Raw genomic sequence first — 14,624 nt, 5'->3', positions numbered from 1 at the left:
TTTCTCCTCTCTACCTTTCAAAATCTTCAGGTGTAATTGTTGATAAATCCTCCGCAGTCACATTCACATGCTGACTAATGCGTAAAGCATGTCCCCTGATCGCTTTCTCTACTAAATTACGCACCAAACGACCATTACCTGCCGTTATATCTCCTTGATAGCTTTCAAGAATGGAACGCAGCTTGTCCACCGCTTCATTGGTCAAGACATATCCTTGCGCTTTCACTTGCATATATGCGATTTGAAGCATTTCTTCTCCGGAATAATCTTCGAATGTGATATTATTAGGGAACCTTGATCTCAGGCCTGCATTCCGATTCAGAAATTTCTCCATATCGTTATCGTAGCCTGCCAGAATTACAATAAGTCGATCCCTATAATCATCCATCGCTTTGACAAGCGTATCGATGGCCTCCTGTCCGAACTGATCTCCCTCTGCCAGTGCATAAGCCTCATCAACAAACAGTACTCCGCCTAACGCACGTTCGATCACCTCACGGGTTTTGAGAGCTGTCTGACCCACGTATCCCGCAACCAAACCGGAGCGGTCGGTCTCTACCAGCGTATCCATCTTGATTACACCCAACTCTTTAAACCGTTGAGCAAGAATGCGAGCAATCGTTGTTTTACCTGTACCCGGGTTCCCTTTGAAGATCATATGCAGAGATTGAGCTGATGCTTTAGGCAACCCCATTTGCTCGCGTCGCTTAGCAACTTCAATCTGAGCGGAGAGGCTTCTAACAAACTCTTTCACCGATGTCAGACCAACGATTGAGTCTAAAGCATTTAATGAATTATCACGACCACTGGCTGCCTCCAAGGCTGAGGCAATACCGAAATCAGAAGCTGTAAGTTCATTCAGTCTATCCTTACCGACATCCGGTTGATCTGCCAGTCGCTCCGCCTGCCTCCGAAGAGCTTCCTCCAATGTATTTCTGACGAGACGTCCATTGCCTCCATCTTTTTTACCTGGTATTTGTTTCTCATTAAAGTAGGTTAAAAGCAATTTATCCACATCAGCGGCCATCGTAAAGCCCCTTGCCTTAACCATAATGGAAGCAATTCTCTGCATATCCTCAGCAGAGTAATCCGGAAATTCAATCTGAAGCGGAAACCTCGAAGACATCCCAGGATTCACTTGGATGAAACGCTGCATATCCTCTGTATATCCCGCTAAGATTACAACTAGATTGTTCTTATGCAGTTCTATTAACCTCACGAGCGTATCAATAGCTTCCTTGCCGAAGCCTCCTCCTTGTACGCCATCCTGAGCCAGTGCGTAAGCCTCGTCTATGAATAACACGCCGCCCAAAGCGGATTCAACTACCAGCTTCGTCTTATTTGCCGTCGAGCCTACATACTCGCCAACCAAATCTGAACGATCTACCTCTATTAGATGTCCCGTCTTTAAGTAACCCATAGAGCGCAGCATACCTGCGAGCAGTCGTGCCATCGTCGTTTTACCCGTACCTGGATTTCCTGAAAAGACCATATTGATCATTTGTCCTGTATCAACATGAATGCCAGCCTCTTTCCTCCTCCGGTCTACAATCAACTGCTTCTCCAGTGTACGCACGAACGTCTTTACTTTGTCCAGCCCAACGATAGCAGCAAGCTCATTCTCGATATTAAAAGCTTCCTTCTTCCCGATACCAAAGTCATCTCTTATTAAGAGTTGTAAATCTCCGCCTCCATTTGCGAGTGTTCCCCCAATACGGGTAGATTGCTTACGAACAGCCTCCTCGAACAAATTACGGACAAGCCTACCATTTCCACTGTCATTGCGGCCGGGTATTTGTCTCTGTTCAAAAAGTTCAATTAGTCCGTCATGTGCCTCCTGATCGATGCGGAAATGATTCGCTTTGGAAATACGAAGCATAATTTCCAGCATATCCTGTGCGGAATAATCAGGGAACTCTACAATGAACGGGAATCTGGAGCGTAATCCTGGATTAGAGCGTAAGAACACTTCTATCTCTTGAGTGTAGCCAGCTATAATAACAACGAGATTATCCCTGTGATCCTCCATCGCTTTGACAATGGTATCAATGGCCTCCAAACCAAAGGTATCATGTTCTTGACGAGCGAGTGTGTACGCCTCGTCTATGAACAAAACTCCGCCGAGCGCTTCCGTTACCTTCGCCATTGTCCTTGGAGCAGTTGAACCTACATATTGACCAACAAGATCTTGCCGGGAAACTTCAATTAATTGACCCTGAGAAAGAAGACCTAACGCCTTAAGAATACGTCCGACTAAACGGGCTACTGTCGTTTTGCCCGTTCCTGGATTGCCTGTGAATACCATATGCAGAGCCATTGCGACAGCATTTTCCCCACCGCGCGCCCTAAGCTTATTTACCTGCACTGTCTCCATAAGCTCATGGACAAACTTTTTCACGGACTCAAGGCCTGTTAATGCGTTTAACTCGTTCAAAATGTCTTCAATTGATTCTTGACGGACGAACGATACCGCTTTAATCGGGAACGTATTGAAGCGAGTACCAACCGAGAATACACCATTGCTAACCCTAATCTCCAATTTATCTCCGCGACGTATGTCGTTTCGGGCCCATAAACTAGAGATTACAGGTATAAGCTCCTTATCGATCCATTGTTGTACAGTCTCACCAAATGTCCTGTTCTCCGTTCCTATACCAGCCAACGTCTCATATACCTCAGAATCAATAGCAATTCTGGTCTGCATGTCACTCGCTAATACAGCGACTGCTTCATCTAGCATAATCGATGCAATGTGTACCATTTCTTTGCTGTCCAACGGAGATGATATAGCTATTGCTCTAATGCCCTGCAGGAGGGAGGACGGGATCTTGTTCGTTAGTGCAGGCGGTATTATACCTTGCGCCTCTTGCCTATTTACTGGTTCATCCAGATAAAAAATAAGATAATAGCCTTCCGCGCTTACACGAATTCCTTCTTTGGTTCTAAAGCTTCCTTCCCTTACAAGCTGTCCTAATAAATTAATAATAGCGCCGTCTGCTTCCTTCACATTGCGAAATAGAACCGTCCCTTCCGATTCCTGGAAAGCTTCAGACATATCCTCAATAAAGTTACCTGATATTTCGTCCTCTTCATAGCGACTCAAATCAATATCAATTACATCTGAGGAGCTGCCTAGCCCACGCAAAGACATCTCCAAAACCAGTTGCTCAAGTGCTGTCTTCTTACCCGTTCCGGCAGCCCCAGCCAGTAAGATAACGTTTCTTGCGGCGGCACTGCTGCTAGTCAAATAGCCTTGCTTATAGCTTGCGACCAAATCCTTGACGAAGGGCTGCTGACCAAGGATTTTTCTGTTAATTTCTTTCTCAGTCTCCTGGAACAGCTGATCCAGTTCTTTCGTAGACAAGTCCTTTGTACCATCCACTTGTCCATTATATTGTGGCTGGCCTGTTGCAAACGAACCTGCATTTGGATAACTTGATGCTTGCTGCATTTGCGCTTGCCATTCCATATACTCTGAGGTTTCCGGTGGAGCGATGAATCCCTCTTGTTTAACCATTTTGACAAGCTGAATTTCTGGAATAAGAAAATCAATTATATGTAAGGCTTTTTTCAGTTTATGTCGCATTTGTCGAGCTACCCCTCCTTAGCTATAAGTAAACTTTTCTAATTTTACATTATACTATTAATAGATAGAATTGGTTACATTATTTAATTTACTCAGCCTATTTCATCATAAAAAAAAGAAGGCGATCGCAAGACGCCTCTTAAACTTCGTAGAACAATATGTCATTATAACGAATAAAACATACAGCTTTTTCAATATCAGAAATAATAAATCCAAACTCTAATACTAGGAAACACATCAAGCCAAATACGTATACTTTGAAAAGGTTGCCGCCTGCACGGGATATTCTGATTGCCACTCCCCTATGCCTGCCTTCATCTAGCTCTTTGCCCTAGGATTAACTCTACATTCTATCCTAGTAACAAATGACGCTAACGGCAAGAGAAGCCTCTCTAATCTAATAGATAACCCGCCAGCCGTTATCGCATTCAGCCGTCACAGTCTCATATCGCCGGAAGTAGTCGGCAACCAGTTCAGCCGATTCCGCCATAATCTCCTTCACTATAGGCTTGCCCTGGAACATTTCGTAATCGCCGCCACCGCTTGCCCGGTAATTGTTCATGACAACGTCGAAGCTGTCCCCCTCCACTACCGGACTCCCATTACGCTCCAATTTGACAACTCGCTCACCTACGGGACGCGTAATGTCCAGCTCATAGACAATCCCGGCCCACATATCGTAATTGTAATGCTGTGGCTTCGGCTCTCTATAAGCCGGATTAACGATCGGACTTCCGTCGTCTCCCAGCCGGAAATAATCAGCCGTCCGCTCTAGCGCTTCCCGGATATCGCGCCCGGACAGCCGCAGCACCGTCAACGTATTGGGAAACATGAAATTCGCCAGCACATCACGCATCGTTACTTTCGCTCCAAAACCGGAGGGCTGTTCGCTCAACAGCGCTGCAACGGATAGCTCGGCTCCCGATGCCTCGAGCTGCACCCGATGGACGAAAGATAGAAACGGATGATCCGCAAGCCGGCACGTCAGCGGATCGCCAACCGACATATCGCCAGTCACATAGCCAAGCGGCTGATCAATCCAAATTTGCGTACCAGCCTCCGCTTCCTCCATCACTTCCAGTATTCTGGCATCCGGCACCGTCCGCTCGTCTGGCAGCAGAAGCTCACTTTGTTTCTCCTTCACGGTCCATTTCCCTTGCTCCAGCGCAAATACAACCTCTACTTTCCCTAACGCTTGTCCGCCCGTACCGGGCTGGACTACCGTTACTCCTGCTGCTTGTGACGCAATAAGCCGATGCTGATGGCCCGTTATAAGTACGTCAATTCCGGCTTCCTTCGCGGCCTGGCACATCGCGTAAGCCTGATTTTCGCCTGTTAATCGTTCAGTTGGTTCACCGCTTGCCAAATCCCGCTCAAATCCGCCGTGATAAGCCGCAATAATCAAATCAGGCTGCTCCTCCTCCCGTATGCGCGCAGCCCAAGTCAGGAGCGATTCCAATGCATCATGAAATACAAGTCCGGATATATGCTCCGGATTTTCCCAATTCGGAATATAATGCGTCGTCACGCCCAGCAGTGCAACTTTAATGGAGCCGCCGTTCAACCTTTTAATGAGATAGGGTTTGCCAAAAGCCGGTTCGCCCGTTGTCTGATCTACAATGCCTGCAGACAACCAAGGGAATGCCGATTGGCCGATCGCCTTGTCCAGCAGCTCTCTTCCGAAATTAAATTCATGATTGCCAAGCAGCGCCGCATCATAATGAAGCTCGTTCATTGCGGCAATAATAGGATGAGTCTGAGCTTCCCCCTCCCTCATCCGCGAAACGTAATGAGCCAAAGGCGTTCCTTGCAGCGCATCACCATTGTCGATAAGCAGCAGCTCGGGCGCAGCTTCTCTTTGTTCACGAATAATGGAGGCCAAAGAAGCGAGTGCCGCAGGTCTATGTTCGCCCGTCCGGTAATCGGTCGGCACGATCTGACCATGTACATCGCTCGTCGCCAGAATCGTAAAGCGATACATATCTGTTGTTATCTTATTCATTGTCTGCACCAATCTCCCAACATCAGCTTAATATTCAGCAGTAACGCAAGGCTAGTTTAACAGGAAATTCCGTTTTGTTAACGCCTGTCCCCGACATTTACAAATACTTATACCGCCGTTTACGGACAGCTAATAAACATTGCCTATAGTGAACAAGCAACCAAAAAACAAACTATTTCTGGAGGGTTTTGGAATTGAAAAAAATGACGGCAGTCGTATTATCTCTGTTAGTGTCCGTATCCCTGTTGAGCGCTTGCGGCGCGAAAAATGATTCACCGGCCAACAACGGTGCAAATGGCGGAGCGACAAATACACCTGAGGCAACTGAGTCTCCTAAACCAGTAGGCTATGAGCCAAAAACGTTGACGGTACAATTCGTACCTTCGCAAAACGCTGATACGCTTGAAGCAAAGGCTAAGCCGCTTGAGAAGCTGCTTAGCGACAAACTCGGCATTGACGTTAAAGTAAGCATCTCGACGGACTACAACACAATTATTGAAGCGATGGCTTCGAAAAAAGTCGACGTCGGTTTCCTTCCTCCATCCGCATATGTATTGGCTAAACAAAAAGGCGCAGCTGAAGTTATCCTTCAAGCGCAGCGTTTCGGCGTACAAGATGAGACTGGAGCGCCAACAGAAGATCTGGTCGATTTCTACAAATCGATGATTATCGTCAAAAAAGATTCGCCAATTAAAACCGTTGCCGACCTGAAAGGCAAAAAGATCGCTTACCAAAGCGTAACTTCTTCCGCTGGTTATGTATGGCCTGCCGGCAAATTGCTGGAGAACGGCATTGATCCGCTGAAAGACGTTGTACCTGTAACGGTTAAAGGTCATGACCAAGGCGTTATCGCTGTATTGAATGGTGATGTCGATGCTGCAGCGATTTTCCAAGATGCCCGCAACATTGTAAGCAAAGACTATCCGAAAGTATTTGAAGATACTCGCGTCCTTACGTTCACGGAGCCAATCCCTAACGATACCATTTCCGTCCGTTCCGACATGAGCGCAGAGTGGGTTGCTAAGCTGCAACAAGCTTTCATCGATATCGGCAATGATCCAGAAGGACATACCATCATCAAAGATATCTATTCCCATGAAGGCTATGTAAAATCCGACGACAGCATCTTCAACATCGTCCGCGAATACGGCGAAAAAGTAAAAACGGAATAGGCCGCAATTTGTAAGGACAATCGCATAGTCAGCTAGGCAATAAGCCAGTGTGGGCATAGCCCGTACTGGCTGTACTTTTTATGAAGCGAAAAGGAAGGATCCACATGAAGATGATCGAAATCCGCAATGTATCTAAAGTTTACCCCAATGCAACCAAAGGCTTGAACAATATTAACCTGACGATCAATAAAGGGGAATTCATTGCTATTGTCGGTTTGTCGGGAGCCGGAAAATCAACGCTTCTGCGCTCGATCAACCGGCTGCATGATATAACCGAAGGCGAGATTCTCATTAATGGCGCGTCCATTACAAAAGCTTCCGGGAAAAAGCTGCGGTTTATCCGCCGCGATATCGGCATGATCTTCCAGAGCTTTAATCTGGTCAAACGCTCCTCTGTTCTGCGGAACGTGCTTGCCGGCCGGGTCGGCTACCGCTCTACTTGGCGGACGCTACTGGGCTTGTTCCCGAAAAGCGACACCGAGCTTGCCTTCCAGGCGCTTGATCGCGTTAATATTGTCGAAAAAGCGTATGCCCGTGCAGATGAGCTATCCGGCGGCCAGCAGCAGAGGGTCGCAATTGCTCGCGTGCTTGCGCAGGAAGCCAAGATCATACTCGCTGACGAACCTGTCGCATCGCTCGACCCGCTTACTACAAAGCAGGTCATGGACGATTTAAAAAACATTAATCAAGAGCTGGGCATCACAACGATCGTCAATTTGCACTTTATCGACCTTGCGCGGGAATATGCAACGAGAATTATCGGTCTGCGCGCCGGACAGGTTGTGTTTGACGGGCCGGTGGAAGAGGCTACGGATGAAAAATTCGCTGAAATCTACGGTCGTCCGATCAAGCGGGACGAGCTGCTAGGGGAGCTTGAAGGATGAAAGCGAACACCGAATTGAATCGGCCGAAGCCGCCGGGCAAACTGAAGCTTTATATAACCGGAGGACTGCTCATCGTTCTGCTGTGGGGCAGCTTCTTTCAGACGGAAGCCAACTTTGGCGAGCTGATCGGCGGACTGCCCAATATGATGGACTTGCTGCGGGAGATGTTCCCTCCAAAGTGGAGCTACTTCGAAAAAATTACAGATGCGATGTTGGAGACGATCCGCATGGCGCTCATCGGAACGACGGCGGGCGCAATTCTGGCCGTGCCGATCGCCCTGCTCTGCGCAAGCAACATGGTCGGCAGCGCATGGATTTTCTACCCGATCCGGCTGCTGCTGAATCTCATACGGACGATACCTGACCTGCTGCTCGCAGCTTTGTTTGTCGCGATCTTTGGCCTTGGGCCGCTGCCCGGCATCTTTGCCTTGACCGTCTTCTCCATCGGCCTTATCGCCAAGCTGACCTATGAAGCGCTGGAGACAATCGATCAAGGGCCGCTTGAAGCGATGACATCCGTTGGCGCAAACCGGATGCAAAAAATTATTTTCGGCGTCATTCCGCAAATTCAGGCCCACTTCATGTCCTATACGCTTTACACATTTGAGATTAATATCCGCGCCGCGGCAATACTCGGCCTCGTAGGGGCCGGCGGAATCGGACATTATTATGAAGTAACGCTTGGTTTTTTCGAATACGACAAAACAAGCACCATCATTATTTTCACATTGGCTATCGTGTTGATTATTGATTATACAAGCACGAAGCTGCGGGAGAAGCTGCTATGACGACAAACTCGAATTCAACAAACAAGTCCAATCGGGCAGTGCCGGCGGCTAAATCATGGGACACTCTTGTTCCCAAACCACGCAGAAACCGCTATCGCTGGCTCATTCTCGTTGCGCTTATCGCCGTCTATGCATGGACGCTTGCCGGCATTCCGTTCAATGGCTTTAAAGAAACAGCTGCTCAAATTACGAAAGCGATTATTAGCGGGATTTTCTCCCCCGACTGGGATTATGTCTATTTGCCCGACGGCGAGGATTTGCTGCGCGGCTTGCTGGATACACTCGCCATTTCGATTGGCGGCACCTTCCTGTCCACGCTAATCTGCATCCCATTCGCTTTCTGGTCGGCGACCAATATGAGCCGCTCAGGTGCGGTATCCGGTTCAGGCAAGCTGCTGCTGAGCGTGATTCGTACATTCCCTGAGATCGTCATGGCTATTTTATTTATAAAGGCAGTGGGGCCAGGCTCTTTCGCTGGGGTACTGGCACTTGGCCTCCATTCCGTGGGCATGCTTGGCAAGCTGTTTGCCGATGAAATTGAGAATATCGACCGCGGACCGTTAGAAGCGTTGACCGCAGCAGGAGCGAACCGTCTTCAACTGCTATGGTTCGCCGTTATTCCGCAGGTGCTTCCTGGCTTTTTATCCTACACGCTGTACCGGTTCGAGATTAATGTGCGTTCCGCCACCATCCTCGGCGTTATCGGGGCCGGCGGCATTGGTACGCCGCTGATCTTCGCACTAAGCACACGCAATTGGGACCGTGTCGGCATTATTTTGCTCGGCATCATCGTTATGATTACCGCGATCGACGCGATTTCCGGCTTGATCCGCAAACGTCTTGTTTAATAAATCCCCGTTCATCTATTTCCTCTTTAGCGTGCCTTCTTCGAGCTGAGCATCAGTTCCTAGAAGGCCGCCTTATTCTACAATAATTAGGATTTGATAGATTCACCATTCTATGTTACCCTCAAGGTTGTTATATTTCTGTATGGAAAATATTATATTTCCATCCATTATTGTTCCAGAGGAGAGATAAACAGCTTTGTTTAATCGATTAAAAGGTATTAAAACCGCTCGTATCATTATGGTTTTCGTCATGCTCTCGATTGTTTTTCAACTCGTTGCACCAAGCTCACTCGAACCGCATTTGCAAGCAGAGCCGTCCTGCGGCAAAGATTGCAGCTACTATGACGTAATCGTCATCGGCAGCGAAATTCAAGGCGTTCTATTGGCGAAAGAAGTGCGTAAAGCACGTAAAAGCGTTCTTATTCTTGATCCTCGCACTCAAACTGGAGGAGAGCTCATTCAAGGACAAATGCAGTTTCTGGATATTCCTAATGACCGGAAAAACAAAAGCATCGTGCAGGGCGAAATTAAATATCTATTTGACGCCTATAAGTCAGGAAGCATCCGCAAAGCACATGAATTCAATCAATATTTCAATCAATTAGTCCGGGGAATTCCTATTGAAAAAGGCATCAAGATTCAGACGATAGAAACAGTTCCATTAGCAAAAGAAAAATCGCTTAAATCGATCACCTACAAAACGCAAGACGGAGCAACCCGTAATGTGCAAGCCAATTACTGGGTCGAAAATACAGACTTCAACGCCCTTACTAGCCTGCTTGATCTTAAGCGGATACCGGGAATGGAAAGCCTAGTTTCCAAGAAAGATCCCACGCCAGAATATATGTCCGCCACGTTGATGATCAAGTTCAAAAACGTCGACTGGTCCAAGCTTCATAAGACGATTCTGAAGGATTATCCGCTGACGAATGTTCAGAAGAAGTACGGTCCAAACACCTATGTCGATTGGACGATTGCGACTGGCTTCGGAAATTTGATCAATCAGTACAAACCAACGGATCCTCAATTGGTGCTAAGGGGCATGAATACGCTCAATCAGAAAAACGGCCGCGCTATTATGAACGCCCTGCTTGTTTTTGACGTGGACCCGTCCAAACCGGAATCAGTGAAGTCCGCAATCGCAAAAGCATCGGCTGAAGCACCGCATATTTTGAAATTTTTGCGCCAGAACATTCCCGGCTTCGCCAAAGCAGAGCTCGATGGCTTCCCGGATTACCTCTATATCAGAGATTATAACCGTTTTGAAACGGAGCACATTCTCCAGAAAGAAGATTTAAAGTCGAACAAGATGTTCTGGGATAATGTGAGCATCGGCGGATATGGAATGGACTTGCAGGCAACGAAACGGATTCCGACAGGCATCGGCTTTGGCCTAACGGACCGCTACGGCATGCCGCTCCGATCATTCGAGCTTAAGGCTTACGAGAATGTCATTGTTGCAGGCAAAAACGTCGGTGCATCGATCCAGGCTTACGGCAGCGCCAGAATTATGCCAAATACAGCTACAGCAGCTCAAACGATCGGCATCATTATCGGCCGTGAATCCGGTAAAAAAAGGCTGAAGGAGCTCACTCCGGAAGACTTCAAACGGATTCATAAGTATTTGAAGAAAGATTTCAACATCGTTCTTGCCGGTTAATATGCCGTGTTGAGCTTTGTTAGAAAAAGGACCTCATCCCCGCTTTACAGCGGGTAGTGAGGTCCTTTTGTTTATTGCTGCTATTTCACCTGTACCGTAATCGTCTCGCTATAAGTCGACCCTGCCGCATTGACTAGCTCACAGCGGTATACATAACGGCCCGGTGCTCTGCCCTCGATTGCCGTTACTGCCGTTTGTGCATTCGGGGCAGCTTCTGTCAGACTTTTCGTATCGATTAATTTGTCGTTCTCGTAGAGACGGTATTCGGAAGCATTCGTTCCCCACCACAGATTCATCGTAACGAGGTAGCTTCCGCTGCCGCTCCAATTGTTGTGGGACAATACTGCTTTTCCTGGCGCCGCATCCGTTACATTAACAACAAGCGGTGCACTTGTTGTCGTTCCATAACGGTTCGTCAGTTCGGCTACGTAGACGTAAGTGCCGTTCTTTTTACCGGAAACGTCAACTTGTGCCGTTTGCGCCGCAGGCGAGTTGTCCGTCACGCGTTTCGTGCTGATTAGTACGCCATTCTCATACAGCTTGAATTCCGAACCGTTGTTGCCCCACCATACATTCATTGTGACCGTATAGCTGCCGCCCCGGAGGCCGTTTGCTTGCCCATTGTTGTCGGACAGGACAGGTTTAGCAGGTGCTCCTGTTGCCTTTGGCGTTTCCGAAGCCGTGATTTTGAAGGATGCATTGCCTTGCGAGGAATGTCCCGCAAAATCCGTCACTTTATACGTTAGCGTATGGCTGCCTGCGCCGATTGCAGCTGCGTTCAGCGATTGACCGCTGACAATTGCTTTTCCGTCGAGCAGCAAGCTCTCTGAAGCAATACCGGAGTGTGCGTCCGTTGCTTTTAATTCAAAAGTCAGTTGAGCCGCATCCGTCACATCGCTTACTGCTCCGCCGTTTTGTGTCAGCACTGCAGTTGGAGCCGTTACATCCATTTTCACTTCCAAAGTGTGCGTCGACTCTTCATTGCCGGCCGCATCAATTGAATAATAGCGGAGGGAATGAACACCTTCGGTGCTGATCGCAATTGGACCGTTGTAAAGTACTGCATTGCCTCCGTCAATCGTATAGTACGTTTTGATAATGCCCGGTTGATCATCGACTGCCTTCAGCGTAACTGTCACTGCTTCCTTGTGCCAGCCGTTTGCTCCGGCTGCAGGTTCAGCCGACAGAGCTGCCGTCGTTACAGGAGCCGCGCTATCTGCTTGATGATGGAAGTCGCTGATGCCTCTAGGCTTAAGCTGATTAACGCCTTTGAAAATAGCGGCTACGCCGGTAATATCAACGACATCGCCTTCTGTGTAAGGGAAGTTCGCAAGCGTCAGACCCGTACGTGCATCAACTCGAATATGGTTGCTTACGGATCCTTTCACCACATCAAATTCAAAGGAGCCGGCAGGCGTTGCTGTAATGATATTGCTGATTTTCACATCATTCAGTTGAATGAGCTGCCCTTGCAGGCTATCCGTAATCGCGCTAACTTGAGCAGCGGTTGGAATCGATGCTGTTCCCGTCTTCTCGATAGCAGCAACATCTGCCAGCTCTAGTTCCGTATTGTACAGCGCAAGCGGCGCGGTAACCTTCACAACATCGCCAAGATGGAACCCGCTTTGCGATTGGAAAACGTAGATGCCTCCGGTAGCGTCCTGCAGGTAGAATGCTTGGCCGCCAAATGCGCCCGGTTCTGTCGTTACGACGCCTTCAACAGTAACCGTCGCACCTTCTGCTTTGCTTCGTGCTTCTGCTACCGTTATTTTCGCCGGGATCGGTCCTTCTTCTACCGGCAGCGGTTCAGCCGGCACATCCGCGATGGACACCGTATTCGTGATTAAGTTCGAGCCGTTCAGACGGAGACGCAAACTGGCCGTGTTGCTGACCGTTCCCGCTTTGATCCGTACCGTAATATCTTTAACTGCACGTCCCTTGCTATCCGAAGTAACGCTGAAGTTCGAGCTGTAGCCGTAAGCCGTTGGCCATGTGCCGTCTTCCTTCTGGAACAACGCCACCTGAGTGCCGCCAGTCAAATAAATACCTGTGCTAAAACCGGATACGGTCGTATTCGGAGCCAAATTCGTTACGACAACCCGAATCTGAAAGTCTTGTGCATTCGGAAGTTGCGCCTGGTTTACAAAGCTGTAGGCAGCAGGAGCACTTGATGTCGGACCGCCATAGGAGCCTAGTTTAAACGTCGAGCTGTCATACCATTTGTAGCCTGCTGCCGGTGCGGACCACGGCTCTGCTTGAGGTTCCGTCGACGAAGCCGGCGTTTCCATCGGAAGCAGTGCTGTCGGCTGATCGAGCTGCAAGCCGTTCACTTGATCCAGACTAGTATAGCTCTCTTTCTTGGAGAGCCAGTTAATGACATTGACGAGCAGTACGCCGTCATTTTGTTCCTTAAAGCCGTCATAGGTCGTTTTCTTAGCGCCTGTCTCTTCGCGCAAATATTTCGGCGTTGCATCTTCAACCGGCGAGGAATCGCCGATGAAAGCAGCTTTGCCCGCGCCTTTTTTGGCTACGGCTACATAAGGACCTTCCGCAACGCCGCCGCCGTTGTAGACGCCTTGGTCAACTGCGCTGCCCCAAGCCGCATTCGTTTTCGGCAAGTATACGATGCCTTTGGCTTTCGTCGGATCTGTAATTGCAAGTGTCGAGCCGGCATGCATCGCGACAGCATTCACGCCTTGCGTAATGCCGAAGGCTTGGCTTGGTGCTACGATGTTGTTCGCATCCAGATCACCCAGCGCATTATACCGGAAACGGACACCAAAGTTGTCGCTCAACCAGTCGGAGCTGACTACGCCTTGCATGGCGGCAGAATTCTTCTCCTCAGCGCTCATGCCTTTAGCCGGATCGGTCCAAGCGCCACGGCGGTAGCCGTTGATGGCTTCCGAGCCGTCCCAGCGGTTTTTGTTGCGGTCGGCGTTATAGTGATCGCCGATGAAGAAGATGCTGCCGCCGCCTTGCACATATTGCTCCATAGCGGCTTGCTCGCTTTGCTTGAACGGAATGTTCGGCTCCGCGATAACAAATACGTCATAATCTTTCAAATCATTGAAGTTGAAAGGAGAAGCTTTGCGCAGCTCTTTTACATAATAACCGTCTGCTGCAAGTGCTTGTCCAAAGTCGGAAAAGCCGCCGTCAATAACCCAGTCTGCTGCACCCGATGTTTGGGCGTGCGTGTTGTCGAACAATACTTTTTTGCCTGCATTGCCATTAACAACCTTCGCTTCAATATACGGTGCCGGATCGACCGGCCCTTCTGCATGCACTGTGTCATAATTGCGGATTAATCCGGTTTGAATCGACAGTACGAGTGATAACAGGATCGCCAGCTTTAAACCTTTCTTCTTAAAAAACTCCAGCCCTCTCATCCCATGCCTCCTAATTTTCGATAGACGTAGTTTGAATCCGCCATTAGTTTAGCATGATATTTTTACGCGAAGTGATAGGTTATTGTAAAGGCCAAGGAGGCGTTGAAATCCCAGTAAGGACGCCGGAAGAGAGACACTACTATAGCACTAATATGGCTGGGTCTTATTTCCTTGAGCGACTCGATCTGGAGGCTCAATTGAGCGAAGCAAGTTCGCTATTTAGCGAACCTTTCTTCGCTGCACCAGGCCAGTCCGTTTGGCCGCCGAGGTACAACGAACTAAAATTCGCTACTCGCAA

8 protein-coding genes are annotated in these 14,624 nt (G+C 48.6%); 5 read left to right on the top strand and 3 right to left on the bottom strand.

The genetic code is table 11. The features are described 5' to 3' along the window. Nucleotides 1–10 precede the first annotated feature (10 nt). Both IEX98_RS06960 and IEX98_RS06955 read right to left on the bottom strand, forming a co-directional pair. A complete protein-coding gene (locus tag IEX98_RS06960; RefSeq protein WP_188888211.1) occupies nt 11–3,586 on the bottom strand; it encodes an AAA family ATPase in 3,576 nt (1,191 codons plus the stop codon). A 397-nt stretch (nt 3,587–3,983) separates the two neighbouring features. After that, entirely contained in the window at nt 3,984–5,588 is a 1,605-nt protein-coding gene (locus tag IEX98_RS06955; RefSeq protein ID WP_229692023.1) for a bifunctional metallophosphatase/5'-nucleotidase, read from the bottom strand. A gap of 203 nt (nt 5,589–5,791) precedes the next feature. Between IEX98_RS06955 and IEX98_RS06950 the strand changes: the two genes are divergently transcribed. The 5 genes from IEX98_RS06950 (at nt 5,792) to IEX98_RS06930 (ending at nt 10,940) form a co-directional block, all read left to right on the top strand. Further along, entirely contained in the window at nt 5,792–6,760 is a 969-nt protein-coding gene (locus tag IEX98_RS06950) for a phosphate/phosphite/phosphonate ABC transporter substrate-binding protein (RefSeq protein WP_188888528.1), read from the top strand. Nucleotides 6,761–6,870: 110 nt separating this feature from the next. Further along, nucleotides 6,871–7,644, top strand: a complete 774-nt coding sequence (gene phnC, locus IEX98_RS06945) for a phosphonate ABC transporter ATP-binding protein (protein WP_188888527.1) — start codon at nt 6,871–6,873, stop codon at nt 7,642–7,644. Beyond that, nucleotides 7,641–8,432, top strand: coding sequence for a phosphonate ABC transporter, permease protein PhnE (gene phnE, locus IEX98_RS06940; RefSeq protein ID WP_188888210.1), 792 nt, complete (start codon nt 7,641–7,643; stop codon nt 8,430–8,432). The genes phnC and phnE (IEX98_RS06940) overlap by 4 nt, the downstream gene beginning before the upstream one ends. Further along, a complete protein-coding gene (gene phnE / locus IEX98_RS06935; protein ID WP_188888209.1) occupies nt 8,429–9,280 on the top strand; it encodes a phosphonate ABC transporter, permease protein PhnE in 852 nt (283 codons plus the stop codon). Before phnE (IEX98_RS06940) ends, phnE (IEX98_RS06935) begins: the two co-directional genes overlap by 4 nt. A gap of 196 nt (nt 9,281–9,476) precedes the next feature. Further along, complete coding sequence (locus IEX98_RS06930; protein WP_229692022.1) at nt 9,477–10,940, top strand: FAD-dependent oxidoreductase; 1,464 nt, start codon at nt 9,477–9,479, stop codon at nt 10,938–10,940. Nucleotides 10,941–11,020: 80 nt separating this feature from the next. Here IEX98_RS06930 and IEX98_RS06925 read toward each other — a convergent pair whose 3' ends face one another. Next, entirely contained in the window at nt 11,021–14,326 is a 3,306-nt protein-coding gene (locus IEX98_RS06925; RefSeq protein ID WP_188888208.1) for an OmpL47-type beta-barrel domain-containing protein, read from the bottom strand. Nucleotides 14,327–14,624 lie beyond the last annotated feature (298 nt).

The sequence above is a fragment of the Paenibacillus radicis (ex Gao et al. 2016) genome (assembly GCF_014641555.1).
In the GTDB taxonomy this organism is placed as follows: domain Bacteria; phylum Bacillota; class Bacilli; order Paenibacillales; family Paenibacillaceae; genus Pristimantibacillus; species Pristimantibacillus radicis.
Note: the sequence above shows the minus strand (reverse complement) of the source record. Positions and strands in the feature narration are given on the sequence as shown.

Bases quoted from the DNA above. Each gene is read 5' to 3' on its own strand.
- IEX98_RS06950 (WP_188888528.1), top strand. From the start codon at position 5,792: ATGACGGCAGTCGTATTATCTCTGTTAGTGTCCGTATCCCTGTTGAGC.
- IEX98_RS06925 (WP_188888208.1), bottom strand. From the start codon at position 14,326: ATGAGAGGGCTGGAGTTTTTTAAGAAGAAAGGTTTAAAGCTGGCGATC.
- IEX98_RS06955 (WP_229692023.1), bottom strand. From the start codon at position 5,588: ATGAATAAGATAACAACAGATATGTATCGCTTTACGATTCTGGCGACG.
- phnE (WP_188888210.1), top strand. From the start codon at position 7,641: ATGAAAGCGAACACCGAATTGAATCGGCCGAAGCCGCCGGGCAAACTG.
- phnE (WP_188888209.1), top strand. From the start codon at position 8,429: ATGACGACAAACTCGAATTCAACAAACAAGTCCAATCGGGCAGTGCCG.
- IEX98_RS06960 (WP_188888211.1), bottom strand. From the start codon at position 3,586: ATGCGACATAAACTGAAAAAAGCCTTACATATAATTGATTTTCTTATT.
- phnC (WP_188888527.1), top strand. From the start codon at position 6,871: ATGATCGAAATCCGCAATGTATCTAAAGTTTACCCCAATGCAACCAAA.